Below are 21,530 nucleotides of genomic sequence, written 5' to 3' on the forward strand. Positions count from 1 at the left end.
TAGGCGCTGCCTGGGCCGCTTCGGCGCCTGCCAACTGCGCCTGAAAGCTGGGGTCTGCCCCCTGGCGGCCGGGGTCAGACCCCTGCGCCGCAGGCCAGGGGTGGCGTTACTGCCTTGGCTTTACTGCACCAGCGCGCTGTCGGCGCCTTCCAGGGTGACGCCTTCGATGTCGGCGCGGCCCACGAGGATTTGCAGGTATTGGTGCAGCGCGCGCTGCCACGCGGCCCGCTTCAGGCGGTCGGCGATCTGCGCCTGCACGGCCTCGAACGGCAGCAGCACGCCGTCGATGCGCCGCAGCACTTCGACGATGTGCAGGCCGAAACGCGTTTCCAGCAGGTGTTCGGCCACGGCGCCCGGCTCCAGCCGGAACAGCAGCTTTTCAAACTCCGGCACGGTCTGGCCCAGCGACAGCTGGCCCAGGCTGCCGCCGACGGCGCCCGACGGGCAGTTCGAGTATTCGCGCGCCAGTTCGGCGAAGCGCTCCGGCTTGACGCGCAGTTCCGCCAGCACCGCCTCGCCCGTTTCGCGCAGCAGTTCCAGCGGCACGCTCGGCGTCACCTGGAACAGGATGTGGCGCGCCTCGACCATGGCGCCGTTGGTGAAGCGCTGCGGCTGGTTGCGGTAGTAGATTTCGCAGGCGGCCGCGTCGGCCTCCGGCACCCGCACCTCTTGCGCGAACAGCGCTTCGATGCGGGCATCGTCGCCGTCGCCGGCGATGCCCAGGCGCTCGGCCTCCTGCAGCAGCACGGTGCGCAGCACCAGTTCGTGCACGCTCTGCTTGAGCGGGTTGCCGGCCGCCTGGTGGTGCGGCAGTTCGCGTTCGATTTCGCTGTCGCTGATGTCGACGCCGTTGACGGAAATTCCCATGATGTCTCTCCTCGATCAGCGGCTGCGCACCAGTTGGTAAACGCGGCCCAGGTAGCTGAGGGCGCCAAAGCCGCTCCACACGTGCACCAGGCGGGTGAACGGGAAGATGACGAACAGCGACATGCCCATGAACAGGTGCAGCTTGAAGACCAGCGGCGCTTCGATGATGAATTGCGCCGCGTCGCCGCGGAAGGTGACGATGTGCTGCGCCCAGTTCATCAACAGGACCATCATGTGGCCGTCCATGTGCGAGGCCGAGACGGCGATCGAGGACAGGCCCAGCAGCAGGGTCAGCAAGATCCACAGCATCACGACCTTGTCCTTGAAGGTGGTGACGGCGCGCAGGCGCTCGTTGGTGAAGCGGCGCACCAGCAACAGCAGCACGCCGGCCAGGCACATCGTGCCCATGACGCCGCCGGCGACCATCGCCACCAGTTGCTTCAGGCCGTGGGAGACGCCCAGCGTGTCCCACACCCACACCGGGGTCAGCAGGCCGGCCGCGTGGCCGAACAGCAGGCCGATGATGCCGACGTGGAACAGGATGTTGCCGGCGCGCAGGCTGCCGCGGTGCAGCACCTGGCTGGAGTCCGACTTCCACGTGTATTGCTCGCGGTCGAAGCGGATCAGGCTGCCGAGCAGGAAGATCGCCAGCGCGATGTAGGGGTAGATCCCGTAGAGGAATTGATGCAAATAGTCCATGATGTGCTCCTGTTAAGCCGTCTTCTGGGCGGCGCGCCTCGCCGTCGGGTGGAAATTGATGGGTTGCACGCCGGCGCCCAGCGTTTTCAGCAAGGGCTCGACGCCGTCGGCGCTGGGGCCGAAGGTTTCCAGCGCCTCGTCCATGTCGCGCACCGGCGGCTCGGTCAAGGCCTCGGCCGCGACCGGGCTGAGACGTTCGAGCACGTCGAACACCACGGCATACGGGCTGCCGTTGGCGTCGAGCTTGCGGCCGATGTGGGCCAGCACGTGCACGGCGTCGCCCAGCAGGCGCGCGGCCTCGGCCTCGTCCTGCTGCGACAGGAATTCCAGGAACAGCGGCACGAAGTCGGGCAAGTCGTCGCCCGTCATTTCCAGGCCGTGCTTCTTGTATTCCTCCATCAAGTCGACCATGGCCTGGCCGCGGTCGCGCGATTCGCCGTGGATGTGCTCGAACAAATGCAGCGAGTGCGAGGGGTTGCGGTCGAAGGTCGTCACATAGTTCTGCTGCAGGTCGATCAAGGCGTTGCCGGCCAGGTAGTCGAGCAGCGGCCGCAGCACCTCGTGCCGCTCGGGCGTGGCGGCCAGCACCGACTCCAGCCCGGGCAGATGGTCGAGCAACTCCGCCTCCGGGTACAGCAGCAGGGCGGATAAAGCCTTGTAATGTTTCATATCTTTCTCCTCAAGGCTCAGGCGCCCTGCTCCACCTTGTTTTTGCGCGACTTCGGCATCGACATGAAAATCGCCGAACCGTGCTTTTTCTTGCCGAACAGCGAGGCGTCGCTGCTGCCGTCGGAGCAGCCGTTGCCGAAGCTGAAGCCGCAGGAACCCTTCTCGTTGAAGCTGTCCTCGGCCATCTCCTTGTGGCTGCTCGGGATGACGAAGCGGTCCTCGTAGTTGGCGATGGCCATGATGTGGTACATGTCCTCGACCTCGGCCTGGGTCAGGCCGACCTGCTTGAGCACCGTCAGGTTGGCGACCTTGTCGACCGTCTTGCTGCGCATGTAGGCGCGCATCGCCAGCATGCGGTCCAGCGCCGTGACGATAGGCGCCTCGTAGCCGGCCGTGAGCAGATTGGCCAGGTACTTGACGGGGATGCGCAGGCTCTTGGTGTCCGGCAGGATGCCGTTCAAGCCCATCTTGCCCGACTCGGCGGCCGCCTGGATAGGCGACAGCGGCGGCACGTACCAGACCATCGGCAGCGTGCGGTACTCGGGATGCAGCGGGAACGCCACCTTCCATTCGACGGCCATCTTGTAGACGGGCGACTTGGCGGCCGCCTCCAGCCACAGGTCGGGAATGCCCTGGCGGCGCGCCTCGGCGATGATGGCCGGGTCGTGCGGGTTCAGGAACAGGCCCAGCTGCGCCTCGTACAGGTCGGCCTCGTGCGGCACGGACGCCGCCGCCTCGATCTGGTCGGCGTCGTACAGCAGCACGCCCAGGTAGCGGATGCGGCCGACGCAGGTTTCCGAGCACACCGTCGGCTGGCCCGCCTCGATGCGCGGGAAGCAGAAGGTGCACTTCTCGGCCTTGCCGGAGGACCAGTTGTAGTAAATCTTCTTGTACGGGCAGCCGGAGATGCACATGCGCCAGCCGCGGCACTTGTCCTGGTCGATCAGCACGATGCCGTCGTCCTCGCGCTTGTACACCGAGCCGGACGGGCAGGACGCCACGCAGGTCGGGTTCAGGCAATGCTCGCACAGGCGCGGCAGGTACATCATGAAGGTGTTCTCGAAGGTGCCGTACATCTCCTTCTGCATATTGTCGAACAGCTTGTCCTTGCTGCGGGCGGCAAACTCGCCGCCCAGGTCGTCCTCCCAGTTCGGACCCCATTCGATCTTGTCCATCTTCTTGCCGGTCAGCACGGAGATGGGACGGGCCGTCGGCGGCGTCTCCGACAGCGGCGCGTTCTGCAGGCGCTCGTAGTCGTAGGTGAAGGGCTCGTAGTACTCGTCGATGGCCGGCAGGTTCGGATTGGCGAAGATGTTCGCCAGGATCTTCAGGCGGCTGCCCTGGCGCGGCTCGATCTTGCCCGCGTCCGTGCGCTTCCAGCCGCCATTCCACTTGTCCTGGTTTTCCCACTGCTTCGGATAGCCGATGCCGGGCTTGGTTTCAACGTTGTTGAACCACGCGTATTCGACGCCGTCGCGGCTGGTCCACACGTTCTTGCAGGTGACCGAGCAGGTGTGGCAACCGATACACTTGTCCAGGTTCAGCACCATGCCGATTTGCGCTCTGATTTTCATGCTTGTACTCCTTGCTCTTGCAACGGGCCTTCCAGCCACTCGACCTTGTTCATCTTGCGCACCAACACAAACTCATCGCGGTTCGAACCGACGGTGCCGTAGTAATTGAAGCCATACGCCAGTTGCGCGTAGCCGCCTATCATGTGGGTCGGCTTCGGCACGGCGCGCGTCACCGAGTTGTGGATGCCGCCGCGCTTCTCCGTCGTCTCCGCGCCCGGCACGTTGATGATCTTCTCCTGGGCGTGGTACATCATCGTCATCCCTTCCGGAATGCGCTGGCTGACCACCGCCCGCGCCGTCAGCGTGCCGTTGACGTTGAAGACCTCGATCCAGTCGTTGTCGACGATGCCGGCCGCCTTCGCGTCGATCTCCGACAGCCAGACGTGCGGGCCGCCGCGCGACAGCGTCAGCATGCGCAGATTGTCCGAATAGGTCGAATGGATGCCCCATTTCTGGTGCGGCGTCAGGAAGTTCAGCGCCAGCTCCTTGTTGCCGTTCGGTTTGGCGCCCAGCAGCGCCGCCGTGGTCTTCGTGTCGATGGCCGGCTTGTAGACGCACAGGCCCTCGCCGAAGTCGCGCATCCACAGGTGATCCTGGTAGAACTGCTGGCGGCCCGTCAGCGTGCGCCATGGGATCAGTTCATGCACGTTGGTATAGCAGGCGTTGTAGCTGACTTCTTCGCTTTCCAGGCCGGACCAGGTCGGCGACGAGATGATCTTGCGCGGCTGCACCTGCACGTCGCGGAAGCGGATGCTGTCGTGCTCGCGCGGCTTGGCCAGGTGGGTGTGGTCGCGCCCCGTCATTTCCGACAGCGCGGCCCAGGCCTTGACGGCGACGTGGCCGTTGGTTTCCGGCGCCAGCGACAGGATCATTTCCGCCGCGTCGATGCCCGTGTCCAGGCGCGGCTGGCCCTTCGAGATGCCCTCTTCCAGCACCGTGCGGTTGATGCCGCGCAGCACGTCGATCTCGTGGCCGGTCTTCCAGCTGATGCCCTTGCCGCCGTTGCCGATGCTTTCCATCAGCGGGCCGATCGAGGTGAACTTCTTGTACACCTGGGTGTAGTCGCGCTCCACCACGGTCATGCTCGGCATGGTCTTGCCGGGGATGGGCTCGCACTCGCCGGCGCGCCAGTCTTTCGGATCGAAGGGCTGGCCCAGCTCGCCCGGGGTGTCGTGCATCAGCGGCGTGAGGATCAAATCCTTCTGCGTGCCCAGCAGCTCGCCGCCGATTTCCGAGAATTTCGCGGCGATGCCCTTGTAGATTTCCCAGTCCGTCTTCGACTGCCACAGCGGCTGCACGGCTTCCGACAGCGGATGGATGAAGGGGTGCATGTCGGAGGTGTTCAGGTCGTCCTTTTCATACCAGGTGGCCGTCGGCAGCACGACGTCGCCGTACAGGCAGGTCGTCGACATGCGGAAGTCCAGCACCACCAGCAGGTCCAGCTTGCCCTCGACGGCCGGGCGCACCTTGACCTCGATGGGCTTGATGCAATCGTCCTCGTTGCTCATCAGGCCGTTCTGCGTGCCCAGCAGGTACTTCAGGAAGTACTCATGGCCCTTGCCGGAGCTGCCCAGGATGTTCGAGCGCCAGACAAACATATTGCGCGGGAAGTTGGCCGGATTGTCCGGGTCGTCGCAGGACAGGTTCAACTGGCCGGACTTGATCTGCGCGACGGCGTACTGCGCCGCGTCCATGCCGGCGGCCGCGGCGGCGCGCGTCACTTCCAGCGGGTTCGTTTCGAGCTGCGGCGCCGACGGCAGCCAGCCCATGCGCTCGGCCTTGGCGTTGTAGTCCAGCAGCGACATCTGCGCCACCGCGCCGTTCGCCGACGGCGAGGTGATTTCCGCCGTGTGCAGCTTTTCGTGGCGCCACTGGCTGGTGTGGGCGTAGAAGAAGGAGGTGCCGTTCATCTGGCGCATCGGGCGGTTCCAGTCCTGCGCGAAGGCCAGCGGGGTCCAGCCCGTTTGCGGGCGCAGCTTTTCCTGGCCCACGTAATGCGACCAGCCGCCGCCGGACTGGCCGACGCAGCCGCACATCATCAGCATATTGATGATGGAGCGGTAGGTCATGTCCATGTGATACCAGTGGTTCAGGCCGGCGCCGACGATGACCATGCTCTTGCCGTGGGTCTTGTCGGCGTTCTCGGCGAACTCGCGCGCCACGGTGATGACGTCGGCCGCCTTGACGCCCGTGTGCTTCTCTTGCCAGGCCGGCGTGTAAGGCACGTCGTCGGCGTAGTTGGCGGCGACGTTGCCGCCGCCCAGGCCGCGGTCGATGCCGTAGTTGGCCAGCGTCAGGTCGTAGACGGTGGCGACCAGCGCCGTCGTGCCGTCGGCCTGCATGATCTTCTTGACCGGCACGTGACGCATCAGCATGTCGTCGGCATCCTTGCCGCCGAAGTAGGCGAAGCCCACCGGCACGACTTCGTCGGCGCAGTCGATCAGCGACAGGCGCGCGTCGATCGGCTTGCCGCTGGTGCCGGCCTTCTGCTCCAGGTTCCACTTGCCCTTTTCACCCCAGCGGAAGCCGATCGAACCGGCCGGCGCGCTGATGTCGCCCGTCAGGTCGTCGACCAGCAGGGTTTTCCATTCCGGATTGTTGCTTTCGTCGAGGTTGTTGGCCAGGTGCGAGGCGCGCAGGAAGTATTCGGGCACCAGCGTGCCGTTGGTTTCCTTGAGGCGCACCAGCATCGGGAAGTCGGTGTACTGCTTGGCGTAGTTGCGGAAGTACTCGGACTTGCCGTTGGCGTGGAATTCCTTGAGGATCACATGGCCCATCGCCAGCGCCAGCGCGGCGTCGGTGCCCTGTTTGGGCGCCAGCCAGATGTCGCCGAATTTGCACATCTCGCCGAAGTCGGACGAGACGGCGACGGTTTTCGTGCCTTTGTAGCGCACCTCGGTGTAGAAATGGGCGTCCGGCGTGCGCGTCATCGGCACGTTGGAACCCCAGACCATCAGATAGGTCGAGTTATACCAGTCGGCCGACTCCGGCACGTCGGTCTGCTCGCCCCACACCTGCGGGCTGGCCGGCGGCAAATCGCAGTACCAGTCGTAGAAGCTCAGCGCCACGCCGCCGATCAGGCTCAGGTAGCGCGTGCCGGCCGCGTAGCTGATCATCGACATCGCCGGGATCGGCGAGAAGCCGACGACGCGGTCCGGGCCGTATTTCTTGATCGTCAGCGCGTTCGCGGCGGCGATGATCTCATTGGCCTCGTCCCAGTTGGCGCGCACGAAGCCGCCCAGGCCGCGCACTTCCTTGTAGCGCTTGGCCCGCTCCGGGTTCTGGCTGATGTAATCCCAGGCCGCCACCGGCGCCATGGTCTTGCGCGCCTCGCGCCACATTTCCATCAGGCGGCCGCGCACCATCGGGTACTTGACGCGCTGCGCCGAATACACATACCAGGAATAGCTGGCGCCGCGCGGGCAGCCGCGCGGCTCGTGATTGGGCAGGTCGGGACGGGTGCGGGGGTAATCGGTCTGCTGGGTTTCCCAAGTGATCAGGCCATTCTTGACATACACCTTCCAGCTGCACGAGCCGGTACAGTTGACGCCGTGCGTGGAGCGCACGATTTTGTCATGTTGCCAACGCTGGCGATAGGCGTTCTCCCAGGTGCGGTCCTCCTCGACGACGGCGCCGTGGCCGTTGGAAAAGGTTTCCTTGGGCTTGCTAAAAAATTTCAGACGATCCAGAAAGTGACTCATGCTACCTCCACGCACGCACCGCAAACGATGCTTGGTAATAAAAACGTTTGCAAGACAGCCGCGCAGCGAATGCATTGAAACGTCGATAGCTTGGAGTCTACGCAGGGGCGGCGCTGCTGGATATTGGCAAGAAGTCGGTTGCGCGGACCGAGAATGACTAGGCGCACTAGTCCCTTGTAGCTATGTGCCGGCCGGCGGCTTTGCGGTATACCTACGGCATGGACGCGGCGCGGATGGCGCGCCCGCAGCAACCCCACGAAAGGTCTTATATGGAAATCAATAGCTACGCCAGCCTGCTGGAGGCGGCCCGCGCCCAGGCGCAGCCGCAGCGCCTGCTGTTCACCTTCGCCCAGGCCGAGGCGGCCAGCGCCCAGGGGCGCACGCTGACGCCGGTGATGTGCGTCGACAAGCTGCCCGGGGAACTGGGCGGTTTTGCCGAGCTGGAGGCGGAATCGCGGCAGATGCAGGCGCACTGGGACGTCGTCTTCGTCGCCAGCCTGGGCGGCAAGGATGGCCAGCCGCCGGCCGCCGCCGACGCCGAGGCGCCGCTGCGCAAGATGATAGGCGCCATTCAGCAGGGCCAAATCAAGGATTACCTGGCCTTCGACCGCGACGGCGAGCTGCTGCGCTTCTTCTGACGCGGCGCCGCGCCGCCCTGTGGCGCCGGCTGCGCCATTTGGCCGGCGGCGGTTGCCTGTTGAGTACGTGTCGAGTAAGATAAGTCGTGCCGACGAAATAACTCACATGTCAAAATCGCAAGAAGCCGCCCATCCCCTCCCGATAACCTGCCGCCGCCGCGCCGCGATGGTGCCGCGATGATGCGGCGGCGCCTGGGCGCCGTGCTCCTGGCCTTGAGCGCCGCCGCCCATGCCGGCGCGGCCGGCCCGGACTGCGCCCGCCCGTTCACGCTGGCCCTGCACGAGCATGGCCTGCTGTACTCGGCCGCCACCGACAGCGGCATCGACAAGGACATCGCCGACGAGCTGATACGCCGCAGCGGCTGCAAGGTCAGCCTCAGCCTGCTGCCGCGCGCCCGCATCTGGCAATTGATCGAAAGCGGCGCGCTCGACTTCAGCCTGTCGGGCATAGCCAGCGAGGAAAGGCGCCGCTACGCCTCCTTCGCCTGGTATTTCAGCAACAAATACTATCTGCTGGTGCGCCGCGACGCCGCCGTGCGCGACCTCGCCGACGCCGCCGGCAACGCCCGTTTCCGGCTCGGCGTGATCCGCGGCTTCCGCTACAGCGAGGCGGCCAACCGCCTGGTCGACCAGCTGGCGGCCACCAACCGCGTCAGCCAGGCCGGCGGCCTCGAACCGCTGTACCAGGCGCTGCGCCTGAACCGCATCCAGGGCATGATCATGGAGCCCTTCGACTACCCGGTCACCGGCGAGCGCAGCATCCGCGACATCAGCGCCGTCATCGAATTCAAGGACCCGGCCGTGCCGCACGGCCTGATCATGTCGAACCAGGCGCTCACGCCGGAGCAGCGGGAAAAGTGGCGCGCGCTGCTCAACGACATGCGCGCCGACGGCGCCGTGCGGCGCATCTTCGAAAAATACTTCGACGCCCGCCTGGCCGCCGCCATGGTCGACTTCCAGGCCCGCCCGTGACCGTGCGTCGCCCGTCCCGCCCGCACCGCTTCTCGCTGCTGTCCGCCCTGCCCCTGCTGGTGCTGGCGGCCGGCCTCGGCCTGACCTGGACCGTCTGGGAGCACGAGCGGCAAGTCTCGCGCAAGGAATTGCGCGCCCATTTCGACTTCTCGCTGCGCGAAACCGTCAGCCGCATCGAGCAGCGCATGGCCGCCTACGAAAAGATGCTGCTGGGCGTGCGTGCCCTGTTCGACGCCAGCGCCACGCCGGGGCGCGGCGGCCTGCACGACTACGTCGCCTCGCTGGGCCTGGACGCCAACTTCAGCGGGGTCCAGGTCATCGGCGTGGCCGAATGGGTGCCGGCCGCCGGCATCGGCAGCCATGTGGCGGCGATGCGCCGCCACGGCCAGCCCGACTACGCCATCGCGCCGCCCGGCCGGCGCGCCCAGTTCGCGCCGGTGGTGCAGCGCGAACTGGGCAGCGGCGTGCTGCCGCGCCCGCTCGGCTACGACGTCTGGTCCGAGCCGGTGCGGCGCCAGGCGATGGAGCGGGCGCGCGACTCCGGCAAGGCGGCCCTGTCCGGCAAGGTGCAACTGGCCATCGACGCCGGCCCGGCCGCCCGGCCCGGTTTCATCATGTACCTGCCGCTGTACGCGCGCGGCCGGCCGGTCGACAGCGTGGCGGCGCGCCGCGCCAACCTGGTCGGCTGGGTCTACGCCTCCTTCCGCATGAACCAGCTGATGGCCACCCTGTACGGCGAGCAGCCGCCCGGCCTGGCGCTGACCATCCACGACGGCATCGAGCAGGCCGGCGAGACGCGCCTGTACCCGGCCGCCGAGCCGGCGGCGGCGCCGGCCGCCATCCTGTCGGCCAATGAATACCTGGTCATAGGCGGCCACACCTGGACGCTGTCGCTGAGCGCGCTGGACGACTACCAGGCCCGCTTCGGCCGCAACGCCGAGCCCCTGATCGCCGGCGCCGGCGCCGGCCTGAGCCTGCTGCTGGCCCTGCTGGCGTGGTTGCTGGCGACGGGGCGCAGCCGCGCCGTGCGCCTGGCCGCGGCGATGACCTCGGAACTGCGCATTGCCGCCGCCGCGTTCGACTCGCGCGAAGGCATGATGATCACCGACGCCGAGCGCGTGGTCCTGCGCGTCAACTCGGCCTTCACGGAAACCACCGGCTACACGGCGGCCGACATGGTGGGCCGCACGCCGCGCATGCTGCAGTCGGCCCAGCACGACGCCGCCTTCTACCGCGACATGTGGCTGACGATCGAGAACATAGGCGGCTGGCAGGGCGAAATCCTGGCCCGCCGCAAGAGCGGCGAACTGTATCCGAAATGGCTGACCATCTCGGCCGTCAAGGGCGCCGACGGGCGCGTGACCAACTACATCAGCACCCACCAGGACATCACCGAGCGCAAGAAGGCGGAAAAGAAGATCGAGGAACTGGCCTTCTTCGACGCGCTGACCGGCCTGCCCAACCGCACGCTGCTGATCGACCGGCTCAAGCAGGCCATGACAGCCGGCAGCCGCGAGCGCAGCTACGGCGCCGTGCTGTTCATCGACCTCGACCACTTCAAGACGCTCAACGACACGCTCGGCCACGACCAGGGCGACCTGCTGCTGCAACAGGTGGCGCGGCGGCTGGGCGCCGGCCTGCGCGCCGGCGACACCGTGGCGCGCCTGGGCGGCGACGAATTCGTCGTCGTGCTGGCGGGCCTGGGCCACGCCCCCTGCGAGGCGGCCAGGCAAACCGAAATGCTGGGCGAGAAGATACTGGCGACACTGAACAAGCCCTACCAGCTGGGCGGCCTGGAGTACCGCAGCACCGCCAGCATAGGCGCGACACTGTTCCACGGCCACGACACGAGCATCGACGAATTGCTCAAACAGGCCGACCTGGCGATGTACAAATCCAAGGAAACGGGGCGCAACGCGCTGCGCTTCTTCGATCCGGGCATGCAGCGCGCCGTCATGGAGCGCGCGGCGCTGGAAGCGGGCTTGCGCGAGGCCATCCGCGAAGGCCAGTTCGTGCTGCACTACCAGGCGCAGGTGGCCGGCGCAGGCCGCATCACGGGCGCCGAGGCGCTGCTGCGCTGGCGCCATCCGCAGCGCGGCATGGTGGCGCCGGGCGACTTCATCCCGCTGGCCGAGGAAACCGGCTTGATCCTGCCGCTGGGGAACTGGGTGCTGCGCGGCGCCTGCGCCCAGCTGGCCGCCTGGGCCGCACGGCCGCAGATGGCGCCTCTGTCGATCGCCGTCAACGTCAGCGCCAAACAATTCCGCGAACCGGACTTCGTGGCGACGGTGCTGGCCGTGCTGGCCGAGACGGGGGCCAACCCGCACCGCCTGAAGCTGGAGCTGACCGAGAGCCTGCTGGTGGACAATGTGCAGGACATCATCGAGAAAATGCAGGCCCTCAAAGCCAAGGGTGTCGGCTTCGCGCTGGACGACTTCGGCACCGGCTATTCCTCGCTCTCCTACCTGAAGCGGCTGCCGCTGGACCAACTGAAGATCGACCAATCCTTCGTGCGCGACGTGCTGGTCGACCCGAACGACGCGGCCATCGCCCGCACCATTGTCGCGCTGGCGCAAAGCCTGGGGCTGGGCGTCATCGCCGAAGGCGTCGAAACCCGCACCCAGCGCGACTTCCTGGCCGGCTTCGGCTGCCACGCCTACCAGGGCTATTATTTCAGCCGGCCGCTGCCGCTGGAAGCCTTCGAAGCCTACGCGGCGCAGCCCAGCGCCTGCCCTATTTAAGCGTTGCCGCCAGCGCATTCATCCAGGCGAGGTTGTATTTTCCATCCTCGCCGCTGGCGACCTCGCCCATCACCGTGAACGTGTAGTATTTGCTCTCGGTCACCCAGATCAATTCCGACACGACGGCCCCGGACGGCGATTTTTTGACGACGAAGCGCGCCGGCGTGTCCGCCACGCGCGTGTTCATCAAATCCTTCACGATCACCACCCCGCCGCCGTCGCCGACGAAATCCCACTCATGCAGGATCAGCAGCAAGCCATCCGGCGTCTTGAAATAGCGGCTGACGCTGCTCCACGGCCCCGTCCTGGTCGGCCCCTCGGGCACCACGCCTTCAAACTTGAATGCATCGAAAGCGCTGCCCGACAAATCGGCCAGCGTGAACGTCAGATTGCGCTTTACTTCATGCACGTCGCGCACGTTGCCGAGGTAATTTTTTCGGTAGACTACCGCCTCTTCCGGTATCTGGGCATACGCCTTGTTCTTGCCCAGGGCATTCGTGGCCAGGTCCGCCTCGACCATCTTTTTCGCCCCGCCAGACAGTTCCGCCAGAGGAATATACTTAACCTTCCCAACGACAATGCCGGAAATCGGGGCCATATCGACGCCCGCCGGCTCCCGGCTTTGCGCCTGGGCGAAGGACATGGCGGATGCAATACAGCTTAAAACCATCATTTTTTTCAACATCGGAAGCCTCTCGAATAGTGAAAAATCAGGAACCACCCCAGTTTGATAAATTGCAGTCCGTCGCCGTGCTATTGCCCAGGAAAGTGATGAATCCCTGATCGTTTCTATAATGGTTGCCGACAACTGAGCCATACCAGAACTCCGACGCGAAGTGCCCCGCGTAAGAGCGCCAGGTGTAGTCCCAGCCATTGCCTCCGGGCTTGACGGTATTAGTAACATGCAATAAGGCGCCATCCTTATAATGCAGCGATGCCGTCCACAAATTAAATTTATTATATCCCCAGTCCACCGAGATGCTTTCCTGCGCACCCGCCGCCAGGCAAGAGCGGCTGACGACTCCCAGCGCGCTGGCTTGCGGGGCCACGCCGGCCAATCCCGTCGCCAGAAAAATGGAGATGATTCCTATTCTATTGTACTTATGCATTCTTCTACCTCTCAAAGATTGAATAAGCGCATAAAGCGAATCAAGCCCGCCCCATGCATTCATTAAAGCAATATGAAAAATAAAATTCAAATACCTTGATACAAGAACTTCATTAAGGCAATTAGTATTGCATTACAAAAACAAGAAGATGGACATCGACGCTTTTCAGCTTCACGCCGAGATTATCAAATAGAAATATTTGTATTAAATATAATTTACCTGAAAATATTAGTCAATATATTTCGCAGACAGCGCAAAGCATGCGTATTGATTAATTTCAGTGGGAGGGGTGAATTTATTTGCGATATGTCAAATTAATGATGTTTTTAACTTGACAATAAATCTCGGGCGCCCGCCTTGCCGGCGGCGCGCCACGGCCGGCGGCGCGGCCTCAGGGTTGCGGGCGTTCGCCGCGCAGGTGACGCGCCCGCTCCAGCGGGCATACCAGCGGCAGAAATTGCTGCTGGCGCATGGAGTAGGCCATCAGCGCGCCGCTTTCGATGTCGAAATACCAGCCGTGCAGCTTCAGCACGCCCTCTTCGACGCGCCGCTTCAGCCACGGGTAGGTCAACAGATTGTCCAGCGATTGCAGGATGCTGGCCAGCTCGCAGGCTTTGTGCTGTTCGTCCGAGCTGCGGTGCGCCAGTTCGCGGCGCACGCGCTGGGCCACGGGTTCGGCGATTTTCATCCATTGACCGACGAAATCCGTTTCCTGAGTGGCCGCCCGCGGCGCCAGCAAGGCGCGGATGCCGCCGCAACGGGCGTGGCCGAGCACGATGATGCGCGCCACTTCGAGGTTGCAGACGGCGAATTCGATGGCCGAGCTGACGCCGGGCGGCGCCGTCGGCGTGCATGGCGGCACCAGGTTGGCGATGTTGCGTACGACGAACATGTCGCCCGGGTCGCTGCCCGTCAGCAGCATCGGATCGACCCGCGAATCGCAGCAGCCGATCAGCAGCGTGGTCGGGTGCTGGCCCGTGCGCAGGGTGTCGTACAGCGTCTGCGGTTCGCTGAAGTATTGTTGCTGGAAACGGCTGAAGCCCTGGACGAATTTTTCAAGGTCTTCCATCAGCCGCCACCCCGTCCTTCATGCTTGCTGCGCATGGCCTTACTCCTGCTCCATTTCGATGGCCCATTCTAGCGAAACGGCATCGTCTTGGCTGCTGGCATGACGGGGTACGGCGCCTAGGCAGAAAGGCTTAGGCGCCGGCGCCGCAAGCGGACGCCGCTAGCGGGAAGCGCGCCCTCGCCGCAGGTGCGCCAGCACCCGCCCCGGCGCCAGCGCAGCCAGGTCGAAGGCCGGCACGTCCAGCGCGTCGAGGGTGTTTTTGAACAGCAGTCCCAGCTCGGTGTCGCCCTCCAGCGCCAGGCGACGGCTGAAGAACAAGGTGTCGGGGTCTTCCTGGCGCCGCGCCAGCAGCACGAAGTCGTGCGCCGCCGCGCCTATGGTGAGGTCGCTTTCGGCTTGCGGCCGGCAGGCGGCGAAGGCGCCGTTGCGCCATTCGAAGTCGAAGGCGACGCGGGCGTCGTCGACGCGCAGGCGCAGTTTTTTGCCTTCCAGGCGCGCGCGCACGTCTTGCGGCAGTTGCTGCGCCAGCGCCAGGTTCAGCGCCTGGACGAATAGCCAGGAGCCCGGATAGGCTGGCAGCAGCGCCAGCATTTTTGCCGCCGGTTCGGGCAGCGTATAGCGTTTATCTTGCATCGGGGATCCTTGTTCGGTGTCTCAGTGTGGGCCGGAAAAAGCCGGGGCCGGACCCGGCGGTTCCGACCCCTGACTGGCTGCTCCGGCCTGTTTTTTTCGTGTCGCTCAGTAGTAGTCCTGGCGGCGCAACTCCAGGCCGGGCTTGCCGTACCAGTAGCCGTCACAGGCGCCCGACGGCTGCCACGCCTCCATCTGCGCGCAGGCCGCGGCGCCCTCCGTTTCGCCGCGGCGCACGCGGTCGAAGGCGTCGATGACGCGCTCGGTGTCGCTGGCCTGCGGGCTGATGCGCGCCACGTCGACGCCCATCGCGTGCATCGCCTTCAGTTCGTGCACCAGGTTGTAGACCAGGGCCGACTGGGTCTGCGTGCCGTTCAGCACCAGGAAGGAGGCGTGCTCGCGGGTTTGCAGCAGCATGCCGTCCGGATGCTCCAGGCAGCTGAACTGGCAGTCGTCCTTCGGCAGGTTGCGGTTGCGCGCCGTGAAGCAGCGCGCCGAGAACGCCAGCGGCATGCGGCCGTAGGCGAACACTTCGGTTTCCAGGCCCGCCGGACGTTCGCTGAGCATTTGCGTCAGGCCGTCGCGGCCCATTTCCAGCGGCATCACCCAGCGTTTCGCGCCCAGCCCCGCCAGCAGGCCCAGCGTCGGGCCGTTGTACAGGTTCAGGTGCGGGCCGGCGACGAAGGGCACCACGCCCTGCAGGCGGTGCACCGCGCCCATGTCGTTCGCCTCGACCATGAAGCGGCCGTTCTCGGCGATCTTGCGCATCGTCGTCAGCTCGGCGCCGGATTCGATCAGCGCCTGCGTCGACAGCACCACTTCCTTGCCGTTGGCGGCCAGCAGGTCGGCCACGTCGAGCCAGTCGGCCACGCGCAGCTCGTGGCGGCGCGAGCAGACCGTCTCGCCCAGGTAGACGATGTCGACCGCGCTTTCGGCGATCATTTGATAGAACTCGAACACGGTGGCGCGCGGCCAGTAATACAGGATCGGTCCCAAGGCCAGTTTCAACATACTTTCCCCATTTTCTTTAGCTTATTTCCACTTGCGATGATAGGCGCCCAGCGTGTGCTGCTGCCCCTCCGCGACCTTGTTCAGGGCCGCCATCCAGGCCGGCTTGACCGAGTAGCGCTGCGAGTTGGCCTGGAAGGAGTCGATCGCCTCGCGCCACACCCGCGTCACCTGGCCGGCGTAGGCCGGGCTGCGCTGGCGCCCCTCGATCTTGACGGCGCTGATGCCCATCGCCACCAGCTGCGGCAGCAGCTCCAGCGTGTTCAGGCTGGTCGGCTCCTCGATCGCGTAGTAGTTCTCGTCGCCGACGTCGAAGCGGCCCTTGCACAGCGTCGGATAGCTGGCGCTCTCGCCGTCGGCGTAGCGGTCGATCAGCACGCCGTTCAGGCGCGACTCCAGGCCCTTCGGCGTCTGCACCCAGCGCACCGACTTGGCCGGCGAGCAGACGCCGTGGGTGTTGGGCGCCTCGCCGGTGGCGTAGGACGACAGCGCGCAGCGCCCCTCGACCATCACGCACAGGCTGCCGAAACCGAACACCTCGATTTCCACCGGGGTGTTCTTGGCCAGCTGCTCGACCTGGGTCAGCGACAGCACGCGCGGCAGCACCGCGCGGGCGATGTTAAAGTGTTCGTGGTAGAAGTTGATCGCCTCGTAGTTGGTGGCCGAGCCCTGCACGGAAAGGTGCAGGCGCAGCTGCGGATGGTTGCGCATCGCATAGGCCATCAGGCCGGGGTCGGCGAGGATGACGGCGTCGATGCCGGCGTGGGCGGCGCGGTCGATCGCCGCCTGCCATAGCGACCAGTTGTACGGCTGCGGATAAGTGTTCAGCGCCAGCAGCACCTTGCAGTGGTGCTGGTGGGCGTAGCGGATGCCCTCCTCGATGGCGTTGTCGTCGAAATTCAGGCCGGCGAAATTGCGCGCATTGGTGGCGTCGCGGAAGCCGAGGTAGACGCAGTCTGCGCCGTTGTCCACGGCCGCTTTCAGGGCCGGCAAGCTGCCGGCCGGGCAGACCAGTTCCAGCGGCGCGCGCGCCGCTGCGGGGGTGTTGGTGAGTGTCATAAGCCTTTTTGGATGCGTGAATAGGCTGCGCGCCGATGCGGCCGTTTTAAAGGGGCCATCAAGGGCGCCGGGCGGTATTGCGCCGGGGCAGACTATAGGCCGGCCCAATATAAATGTCCTTTACCTGGGTCAAGGAATAAAACCTTGCCATGTTCGACAATGTGGGCTTACGCAAAAAGGATCACCATGCAGGAAATTCCCCTCGACGTTTGCGGGCTGGAACCGCCCGGGCCGATGGAGCAGATACTCGCCGCGCTGGGTGCGATGGCGCCGCAGGACCGGCTGGCCGTGCTGATCGAGCGCGACCCGTTGCCGCTGTACCGCATACTCGACCGCCACGGTTATCACCACCGCATCGCACAACGTCCCGACCGCCGCTACGACCTGCTGATCTGGCGCGCCGCCTGATGCGGCGCCGCCTCGCGCTGGAGCGCAGCACGCCGCTGTGGCTGTCGCTGCGCTTCTTCGTCACCGCCCCGCTGTTCATGCTGCTGGCCGGCGCCGTGCTGCTGTGGCAGGGGCCGCAACTGTTCGCCTCGCGCTGGTCGCCCGGGGCGCTGGCCGCCACCCATCTGGTGACGCTGGGCGTGCTGACGATGGTCATCGCCGGCGCGCTGCTGCAACTGCTGCCGGTGGTGGGCGGCGTCGAAGTCGCCTTCCCGGCATTGACGGCGCCCGCCGTGCACTTGTCGCTGTGCGCCGGCACGCTGCTGCTGGCCGGCGGCTTTTGCCTGGCCCAGCCGCTGCTGTTCCAACTGGCGCTGCCGGCATTGCTGCTGGCTTTGCTGTGGCTGCTGACGGCATGCGGCGCCGGCCTGTGGCGCGCCCCGCCGGGCGTCGTCGACGCGCTGCTCAGCGGCGTGCGCGTCGCCCTGCTCTCCCTGTTCGTGACGCTGCTGCTGGGCGCGGCGATGGCCAGCGCCTTCGCCTGGCCGCTGGCGCTGCCGCTGCAGCGGCTGGCCGACCTGCACGCGCTATGGGGCCTGTCCGGCTGGATAGGCGTGCTGGTGGTGGCAATCGCCTACCAGGTCATCCCCATGTTTCAGGTGACGCCGCTGTACCCGGCCGGCCTGACGCGCGCGCTGTGCCGCGCCATGCTGCTGCTGATGCTGGCCGCTTCGGCCGCCGGACTGGCCGGCCACGCCGGCGCCACCTGGCTGCACGGCCTGCTGCTGGCCGGCTTCACCCTGTTCGCGCTGGTCACGCTGCGCCTGCTGGCGAAGCGCAAACGCCCTGCGCCGGACGCCACCACGCTGTTCTGGCGCACCTCGATGGGCAGCCTGCTGGCCTGCGCGGCGCTGTGGTACGCGCCGCTGGACGAAAACGTCCGCGCCATCTTGCTGGGCCTGCTGTTCATGCTCGGCTTTGCCTATTCGGCCGTCGTCGGCATGCTCTACAAAATCGTCCCCTTCCTGCTTTGGCAGCACTGGCAGGAGATGAACTTCGGCAAGCCGGTGCCGAGCATACGCCTGATCGTCACGGAGAACGCAGCGCGCGCCCAGTTCGCCAGCCACCTGGCGGCGTTGCTGATGCTGGCTGCGGCCGCGCTGTGGCCGCAGCAACTGGCGCGCGCGGCGGCGCTGGCCTTGCTGGCCTCGACACTGGGACTGGCATGGATATTGTGGCGCGCGCTGCACCTGGGGCCGCCTGACTGAACTAGGGCTTGTCGGCGGCCTGGTCGGCGCTCCAGCCGCCCATCATATTCACGTCGAGGTGAAAATACGTCTGCGCCGCCCGCCAGCCTCTGTCGGAGGCCAACTGGTCGATGGCCTGGTTGAGCGCACCCAGCAAGGCGGGACTCCCCTTGCCCACCAGAATATGGCGCGCAAAGCACTGCAGCGGCTTGGGCGCCACGTAGAGTTGCCTCGACAGGGCCTTGTCGGCGCCGAGATAGCTGAAAATGGTGTACGGGACCACCGTCACGTCGAGGCGCGCCAACGCCACCTTGCGCAGACCACTCAACTCATCCTGGCTATCCTCGCGCTGCAACTTGCCGGCCTTGACCAAATCATCGACGAACAGATAGCGGTAACCGCGCACGCCGCCGAAACGCAGCCCTTCCAGCGACGCCGGCCCCGCGTAGTCAAGCGGGGCGGACTCCCTGGAAATGACCAGATTACAGTCTATAAACAGCGGTTTGGACCATAAAAAGCGGGTTTTGGCGACGTCGCCGACGAAACGCGGGTTAACGAACAGCACGGCGCCGTCGAATTCATCGCCCTTGGCCAGCTCCGTCGTATCGAGGCGGATGCGCGGCATGTGGCTCAGGCGCAGCCGGTAGCCGGGCGCCAGCTTCAGGTTCAGGCGGTCGACCAGCGATTGCGCCAACCCCTGCCGCGTATCGACCATATACGGCCCGACCAGATAGGTATTGAACGCCTCCACCGTCTGCGCCGCCGCGGGCAGGCACAGGCCGGCCAGCGCCGGCAGCAAACGCATCGCCCCGCGCATGCAAAAGCGACGCCACCTCTTTGGGTTTCGGACCATATGACTATGCACCTTCCGTAGATGACGGCAGTGGGCAAAGTATATCACCGGGGACAGACCACGATTTTCAAGGAATGTTCCTTGAAAATCGTGGTCTGTCCCCAGCTGTGCGCCCTAGCCGTATTGGCGCAAGCCTTCGATGTCGAGGATGGTGACGTTGCGCCCGCTGACGGCGATCATGCCGTGCCCGCTCAGGTCGGAGAGGATGCGCGAGAAGTGTTCCGGCGTCAGGTTCAGCCGCGACGCCAGTACGGTCTTGGTGACGGCCAGGCGCACGCGGTCGCCGTTTTCCGGCCCCTCTTCTTGCAGCAGGTAGCCGATGACGCGCTGGGTGCCCGAGCGCAGCGAGTACGATTCCATGTCGCAGATCAGGCCATGCATGCGCCGGCTCAGCCCCGCCAGCATCTTGCAGGCGAAGGCCGGCTCGCGCGCCACTTCGTCGAGTATCGTCGCCTTGGTCACGTGCACCACCAGCGAGTCGACCAGCGCCTGCGCCGTGACGATGAACGGTTTGCCCATGAACATCACGGCCTCGCCGAAGCTGTGCCCGGGGCCGACCAGTTCGACCACTTTTTCCGTGCCCCGCGCCGAGCCCAGCGCCAGTTTGACCTGGCCGTAGATGACCAGGTAAAAGCCGTCGCAGGGGTCGCCGGCGTGGAATATGGTTTCGCCGCGCGGCACGTGGTGCTCGCTGGCGCCGAGCGCGATGCGGTCCAGTTCCTCCGGGTTCATCGCCTGGAATTGTGGCAGTTGCGCCAGAAAGGACTGCACCTTGATCGGATTCTTTTTCTCCTCCATTGCCGTCTCCTCTATATTGTTTTGGAATAGCGCCGCGGTGCCGGCCCGTCGCGTCCGGCCTGCTCCAGGTAGCGGTCGAACACCATGCAGATGTTGCGGATCAGCAGGCGCCCCTTCAGGCTGACGCGCAAGCCGTCCGCGTCCATGCTCAGCAAGCCGTCCGCCGCCAGCGGCTCCAGCGCCTTCAGTTCGGCGGCGAAGTAGTCGGCGAAGCGGGCCTCGTCCGGCAGCCAGACGTCGGCGAAGGCCAGCTCGAAGTCGCACATCAGGCGGCCGATCAGGTCGCGCCGCAGCAGGTCGTCGGCGTTCAGCGTGATGCCGCGGGCGACCGGCAGCCGGCCTTCGTCGAGCATGGCGTAATAGCCGGCCAGGGTCTTGTCGTTCTGGCTGTAGCAGCCGGCCAGCGCGCTGATGCCCGACACGCCCAGCGCCACCATGTCGGCCTCGGCGTGCGTCGAATAGCCCTGGAAGTTGCGGTGCAGGCGGCCGTCGCGCTGCGACACGGCCAGGTCGTCTTCCGGCTTGGCGAAGTGGTCCATGCCGATGTAGACGTAGCCGGCCGCGCCCAGGCGCTCGATGCACAGGCGCAGCATCTCCAGCTTGGCGTCCGGGCTGGGCAGGTCGGCCGCCTCGATCAGGCGCTGCGACTTGAACAGGTGCGGCATGTGCGCGTAGTTATAGATCGCCACGCGGTCCGGGTTGGCGGCGATGACTTTTTCCAGCGTCGGCACCATCGTCGCCGGGCTCTGTTTCGGCAGGCCGTAGATGAGGTCGACGCTGATCGAGCGGAAGCCGCAGCCGCGCGCCGCCTCGATCACCTCGACCGTCTGGGCCTCCGGCTGGATGCGGTTGACGGCCCGCTGCACTTCGGCGTCGAAGTCCTGCACGCCCAGGCTGATGCGGTTGAAGCCCTGCCGGCGCAGCGTGCGGATGCGCTCCGGCGTCACCGTGCGCGGGTCGACTTCGACCGAGTATTCGCCCAGCGTGTCCGGCGCGAAATCGAACCAGCTGCGCAGGCAGGCCAGCAAATCGTCCATCTGCTCGTCGCTCAGGTAGGTCGGCGTGCCGCCGCCGAAATGCAGTTGCTCGACCTGGTTGACGCCGGCCAGCAACTGGCCCTGCATCGCAATCTCGCGCTTCAGGTAGTCCAGGTAGGCCACGGCCTTGGAGCGGTCTTGCGTGATGATCTTGTTGCAGGCGCAGTAGTAGCACAGCGACTCGCAGAACGGGATGTGCACATACAGCGACAGCGGCGCCTGCTCGGGGCGGGCGCGCAGCCGCGCCACCGCCTGGCCGTAGTCGGCCACGGCGAAATCCCGGCTGAAGCGGTCGGCGGTCGGATAGGAGGTGTAGCGCGGCCCCATTTGATTCAGCTTGCGAATCAGCGCCGCGTCGAATTCGACCGACGGCGTCAACGGGATAACGGTACGTGAAGCGTTCATGATGTGACTCCGACGACGAAAAAAAAGGAAAACTTGGGGGCATGGGGCCTGCGCCCCTCCCCCAAGG

General features: G+C 65.6%; 19 protein-coding genes. 5 read left to right on the top strand and 14 right to left on the bottom strand.

Translation table 11 applies throughout. The annotated features are described in order from the left end of the window. Positions 1-120: 120 nt before the first annotated feature. From OIK44_RS05430 to OIK44_RS05450, 5 genes are read right to left on the bottom strand one after another with little or no spacing between them, the layout of a single operon-like run. Positions 121-867 (bottom strand): peptidylprolyl isomerase, encoded by a 747-nt coding sequence (locus OIK44_RS05430; RefSeq protein ID WP_273669679.1) that lies wholly within the window; start codon positions 865-867, stop codon positions 121-123. A gap of 15 nt (positions 868-882) precedes the next feature. After that, positions 883-1,566: a respiratory nitrate reductase subunit gamma gene (narI, locus tag OIK44_RS05435; RefSeq protein ID WP_273669680.1), complete on the bottom strand. Its 684-nt coding sequence runs from the start codon at positions 1,564-1,566 to the stop codon at positions 883-885. 12 nt (positions 1,567-1,578) lie between these two features. Further along, positions 1,579-2,235, bottom strand: a complete 657-nt coding sequence (narJ, locus tag OIK44_RS05440; protein ID WP_273669681.1) for a nitrate reductase molybdenum cofactor assembly chaperone — start codon at positions 2,233-2,235, stop codon at positions 1,579-1,581. A 17-nt stretch (positions 2,236-2,252) separates the two neighbouring features. Next, positions 2,253-3,809, bottom strand: coding sequence for a nitrate reductase subunit beta (gene narH, locus OIK44_RS05445; RefSeq protein ID WP_273669682.1), 1,557 nt, complete (start codon positions 3,807-3,809; stop codon positions 2,253-2,255). Further along, complete coding sequence (locus OIK44_RS05450) at positions 3,806-7,510, bottom strand: nitrate reductase subunit alpha (protein ID WP_273669683.1); 3,705 nt, start codon at positions 7,508-7,510, stop codon at positions 3,806-3,808. The genes narH and OIK44_RS05450 overlap by 4 nt, the downstream gene beginning before the upstream one ends. A gap of 269 nt (positions 7,511-7,779) precedes the next feature. Here OIK44_RS05450 and OIK44_RS05455 point away from each other — a divergent pair, with 269 nt between their 5' ends. The 3 genes from OIK44_RS05455 (at position 7,780) to OIK44_RS05465 (ending at position 11,861) form a co-directional block, all read left to right on the top strand. Next, positions 7,780-8,148, top strand: a complete 369-nt coding sequence (locus tag OIK44_RS05455; RefSeq protein ID WP_273669684.1) for a ribonucleotide reductase subunit alpha — start codon at positions 7,780-7,782, stop codon at positions 8,146-8,148. Positions 8,149-8,325: 177 nt separating this feature from the next. Continuing rightward, a complete protein-coding gene (locus OIK44_RS05460) occupies positions 8,326-9,120 on the top strand; it encodes a substrate-binding periplasmic protein (RefSeq protein ID WP_273669685.1) in 795 nt (264 codons plus the stop codon). Beyond that, complete coding sequence (locus OIK44_RS05465) at positions 9,117-11,861, top strand: bifunctional diguanylate cyclase/phosphodiesterase (protein WP_273669686.1); 2,745 nt, start codon at positions 9,117-9,119, stop codon at positions 11,859-11,861. Before OIK44_RS05460 ends, OIK44_RS05465 begins: the two co-directional genes overlap by 4 nt. On the opposite strand, the gene OIK44_RS05470 is transcribed toward OIK44_RS05465, so the two are convergent. The 6 genes from OIK44_RS05470 to ubiU all read right to left on the bottom strand — a co-directional run bounded on the left by OIK44_RS05470 (position 11,854) and on the right by ubiU (position 16,736). Next, a complete protein-coding gene (locus OIK44_RS05470) occupies positions 11,854-12,546 on the bottom strand; it encodes a hypothetical protein (protein WP_273669687.1) in 693 nt (230 codons plus the stop codon). The two genes, OIK44_RS05465 and OIK44_RS05470, sit on opposite strands and share 8 nt — an antisense overlap. A gap of 25 nt (positions 12,547-12,571) precedes the next feature. Then, positions 12,572-13,060 (bottom strand): hypothetical protein, encoded by a 489-nt coding sequence (locus OIK44_RS05475; RefSeq protein ID WP_273669688.1) that lies wholly within the window; start codon positions 13,058-13,060, stop codon positions 12,572-12,574. Between the two features lie 301 nt (positions 13,061-13,361). Then, positions 13,362-14,039 (bottom strand): carbonic anhydrase, encoded by a 678-nt coding sequence (locus OIK44_RS05480; protein WP_273669689.1) that lies wholly within the window; start codon positions 14,037-14,039, stop codon positions 13,362-13,364. Positions 14,040-14,198: 159 nt separating this feature from the next. Then, the gene (gene ubiT / locus OIK44_RS05485) at positions 14,199-14,672 is read right to left on the bottom strand and encodes a ubiquinone anaerobic biosynthesis accessory factor UbiT (protein ID WP_273669690.1); all 474 of its coding nucleotides are present in this window, start codon (positions 14,670-14,672) and stop codon (positions 14,199-14,201) included. Between the two features lie 105 nt (positions 14,673-14,777). After that, positions 14,778-15,677, bottom strand: coding sequence for a U32 family peptidase (locus OIK44_RS05490; protein ID WP_273669799.1), 900 nt, complete (start codon positions 15,675-15,677; stop codon positions 14,778-14,780). Between the two features lie 24 nt (positions 15,678-15,701). Beyond that, positions 15,702-16,736 (bottom strand): ubiquinone anaerobic biosynthesis protein UbiU, encoded by a 1,035-nt coding sequence (ubiU, locus tag OIK44_RS05495; protein ID WP_273669691.1) that lies wholly within the window; start codon positions 16,734-16,736, stop codon positions 15,702-15,704. Between the two features lie 186 nt (positions 16,737-16,922). Between ubiU and OIK44_RS05500 the strand changes: the two genes are divergently transcribed. Both OIK44_RS05500 and OIK44_RS05505 read left to right on the top strand, forming a co-directional pair. Continuing rightward, entirely contained in the window at positions 16,923-17,144 is a 222-nt protein-coding gene (locus tag OIK44_RS05500) for a DUF2249 domain-containing protein (protein WP_273669692.1), read from the top strand. Next, entirely contained in the window at positions 17,144-18,391 is a 1,248-nt protein-coding gene (locus OIK44_RS05505; RefSeq protein WP_273669693.1) for a permease, read from the top strand. The genes OIK44_RS05500 and OIK44_RS05505 overlap by 1 nt, the downstream gene beginning before the upstream one ends. Position 18,392: 1 nt before the next feature. Here OIK44_RS05505 and OIK44_RS05510 read toward each other — a convergent pair whose 3' ends face one another. From OIK44_RS05510 to hemN, 3 genes are all read right to left on the bottom strand, one after another. Beyond that, a complete protein-coding gene (locus OIK44_RS05510; protein WP_273669694.1) occupies positions 18,393-19,175 on the bottom strand; it encodes a substrate-binding periplasmic protein in 783 nt (260 codons plus the stop codon). A 162-nt stretch (positions 19,176-19,337) separates the two neighbouring features. After that, positions 19,338-20,021, bottom strand: a complete 684-nt coding sequence (locus OIK44_RS05515) for a Crp/Fnr family transcriptional regulator (protein ID WP_273669695.1) — start codon at positions 20,019-20,021, stop codon at positions 19,338-19,340. Positions 20,022-20,032: 11 nt separating this feature from the next. After that, positions 20,033-21,463, bottom strand: a complete 1,431-nt coding sequence (hemN, locus tag OIK44_RS05520) for an oxygen-independent coproporphyrinogen III oxidase (protein WP_273669696.1) — start codon at positions 21,461-21,463, stop codon at positions 20,033-20,035. Positions 21,464-21,530: the final 67 nt, after the last annotated feature.

Source organism: Janthinobacterium fluminis (genome assembly GCF_028595325.1).
Taxonomy (GTDB): domain Bacteria; phylum Pseudomonadota; class Gammaproteobacteria; order Burkholderiales; family Burkholderiaceae_D; genus Janthinobacterium; species Janthinobacterium fluminis.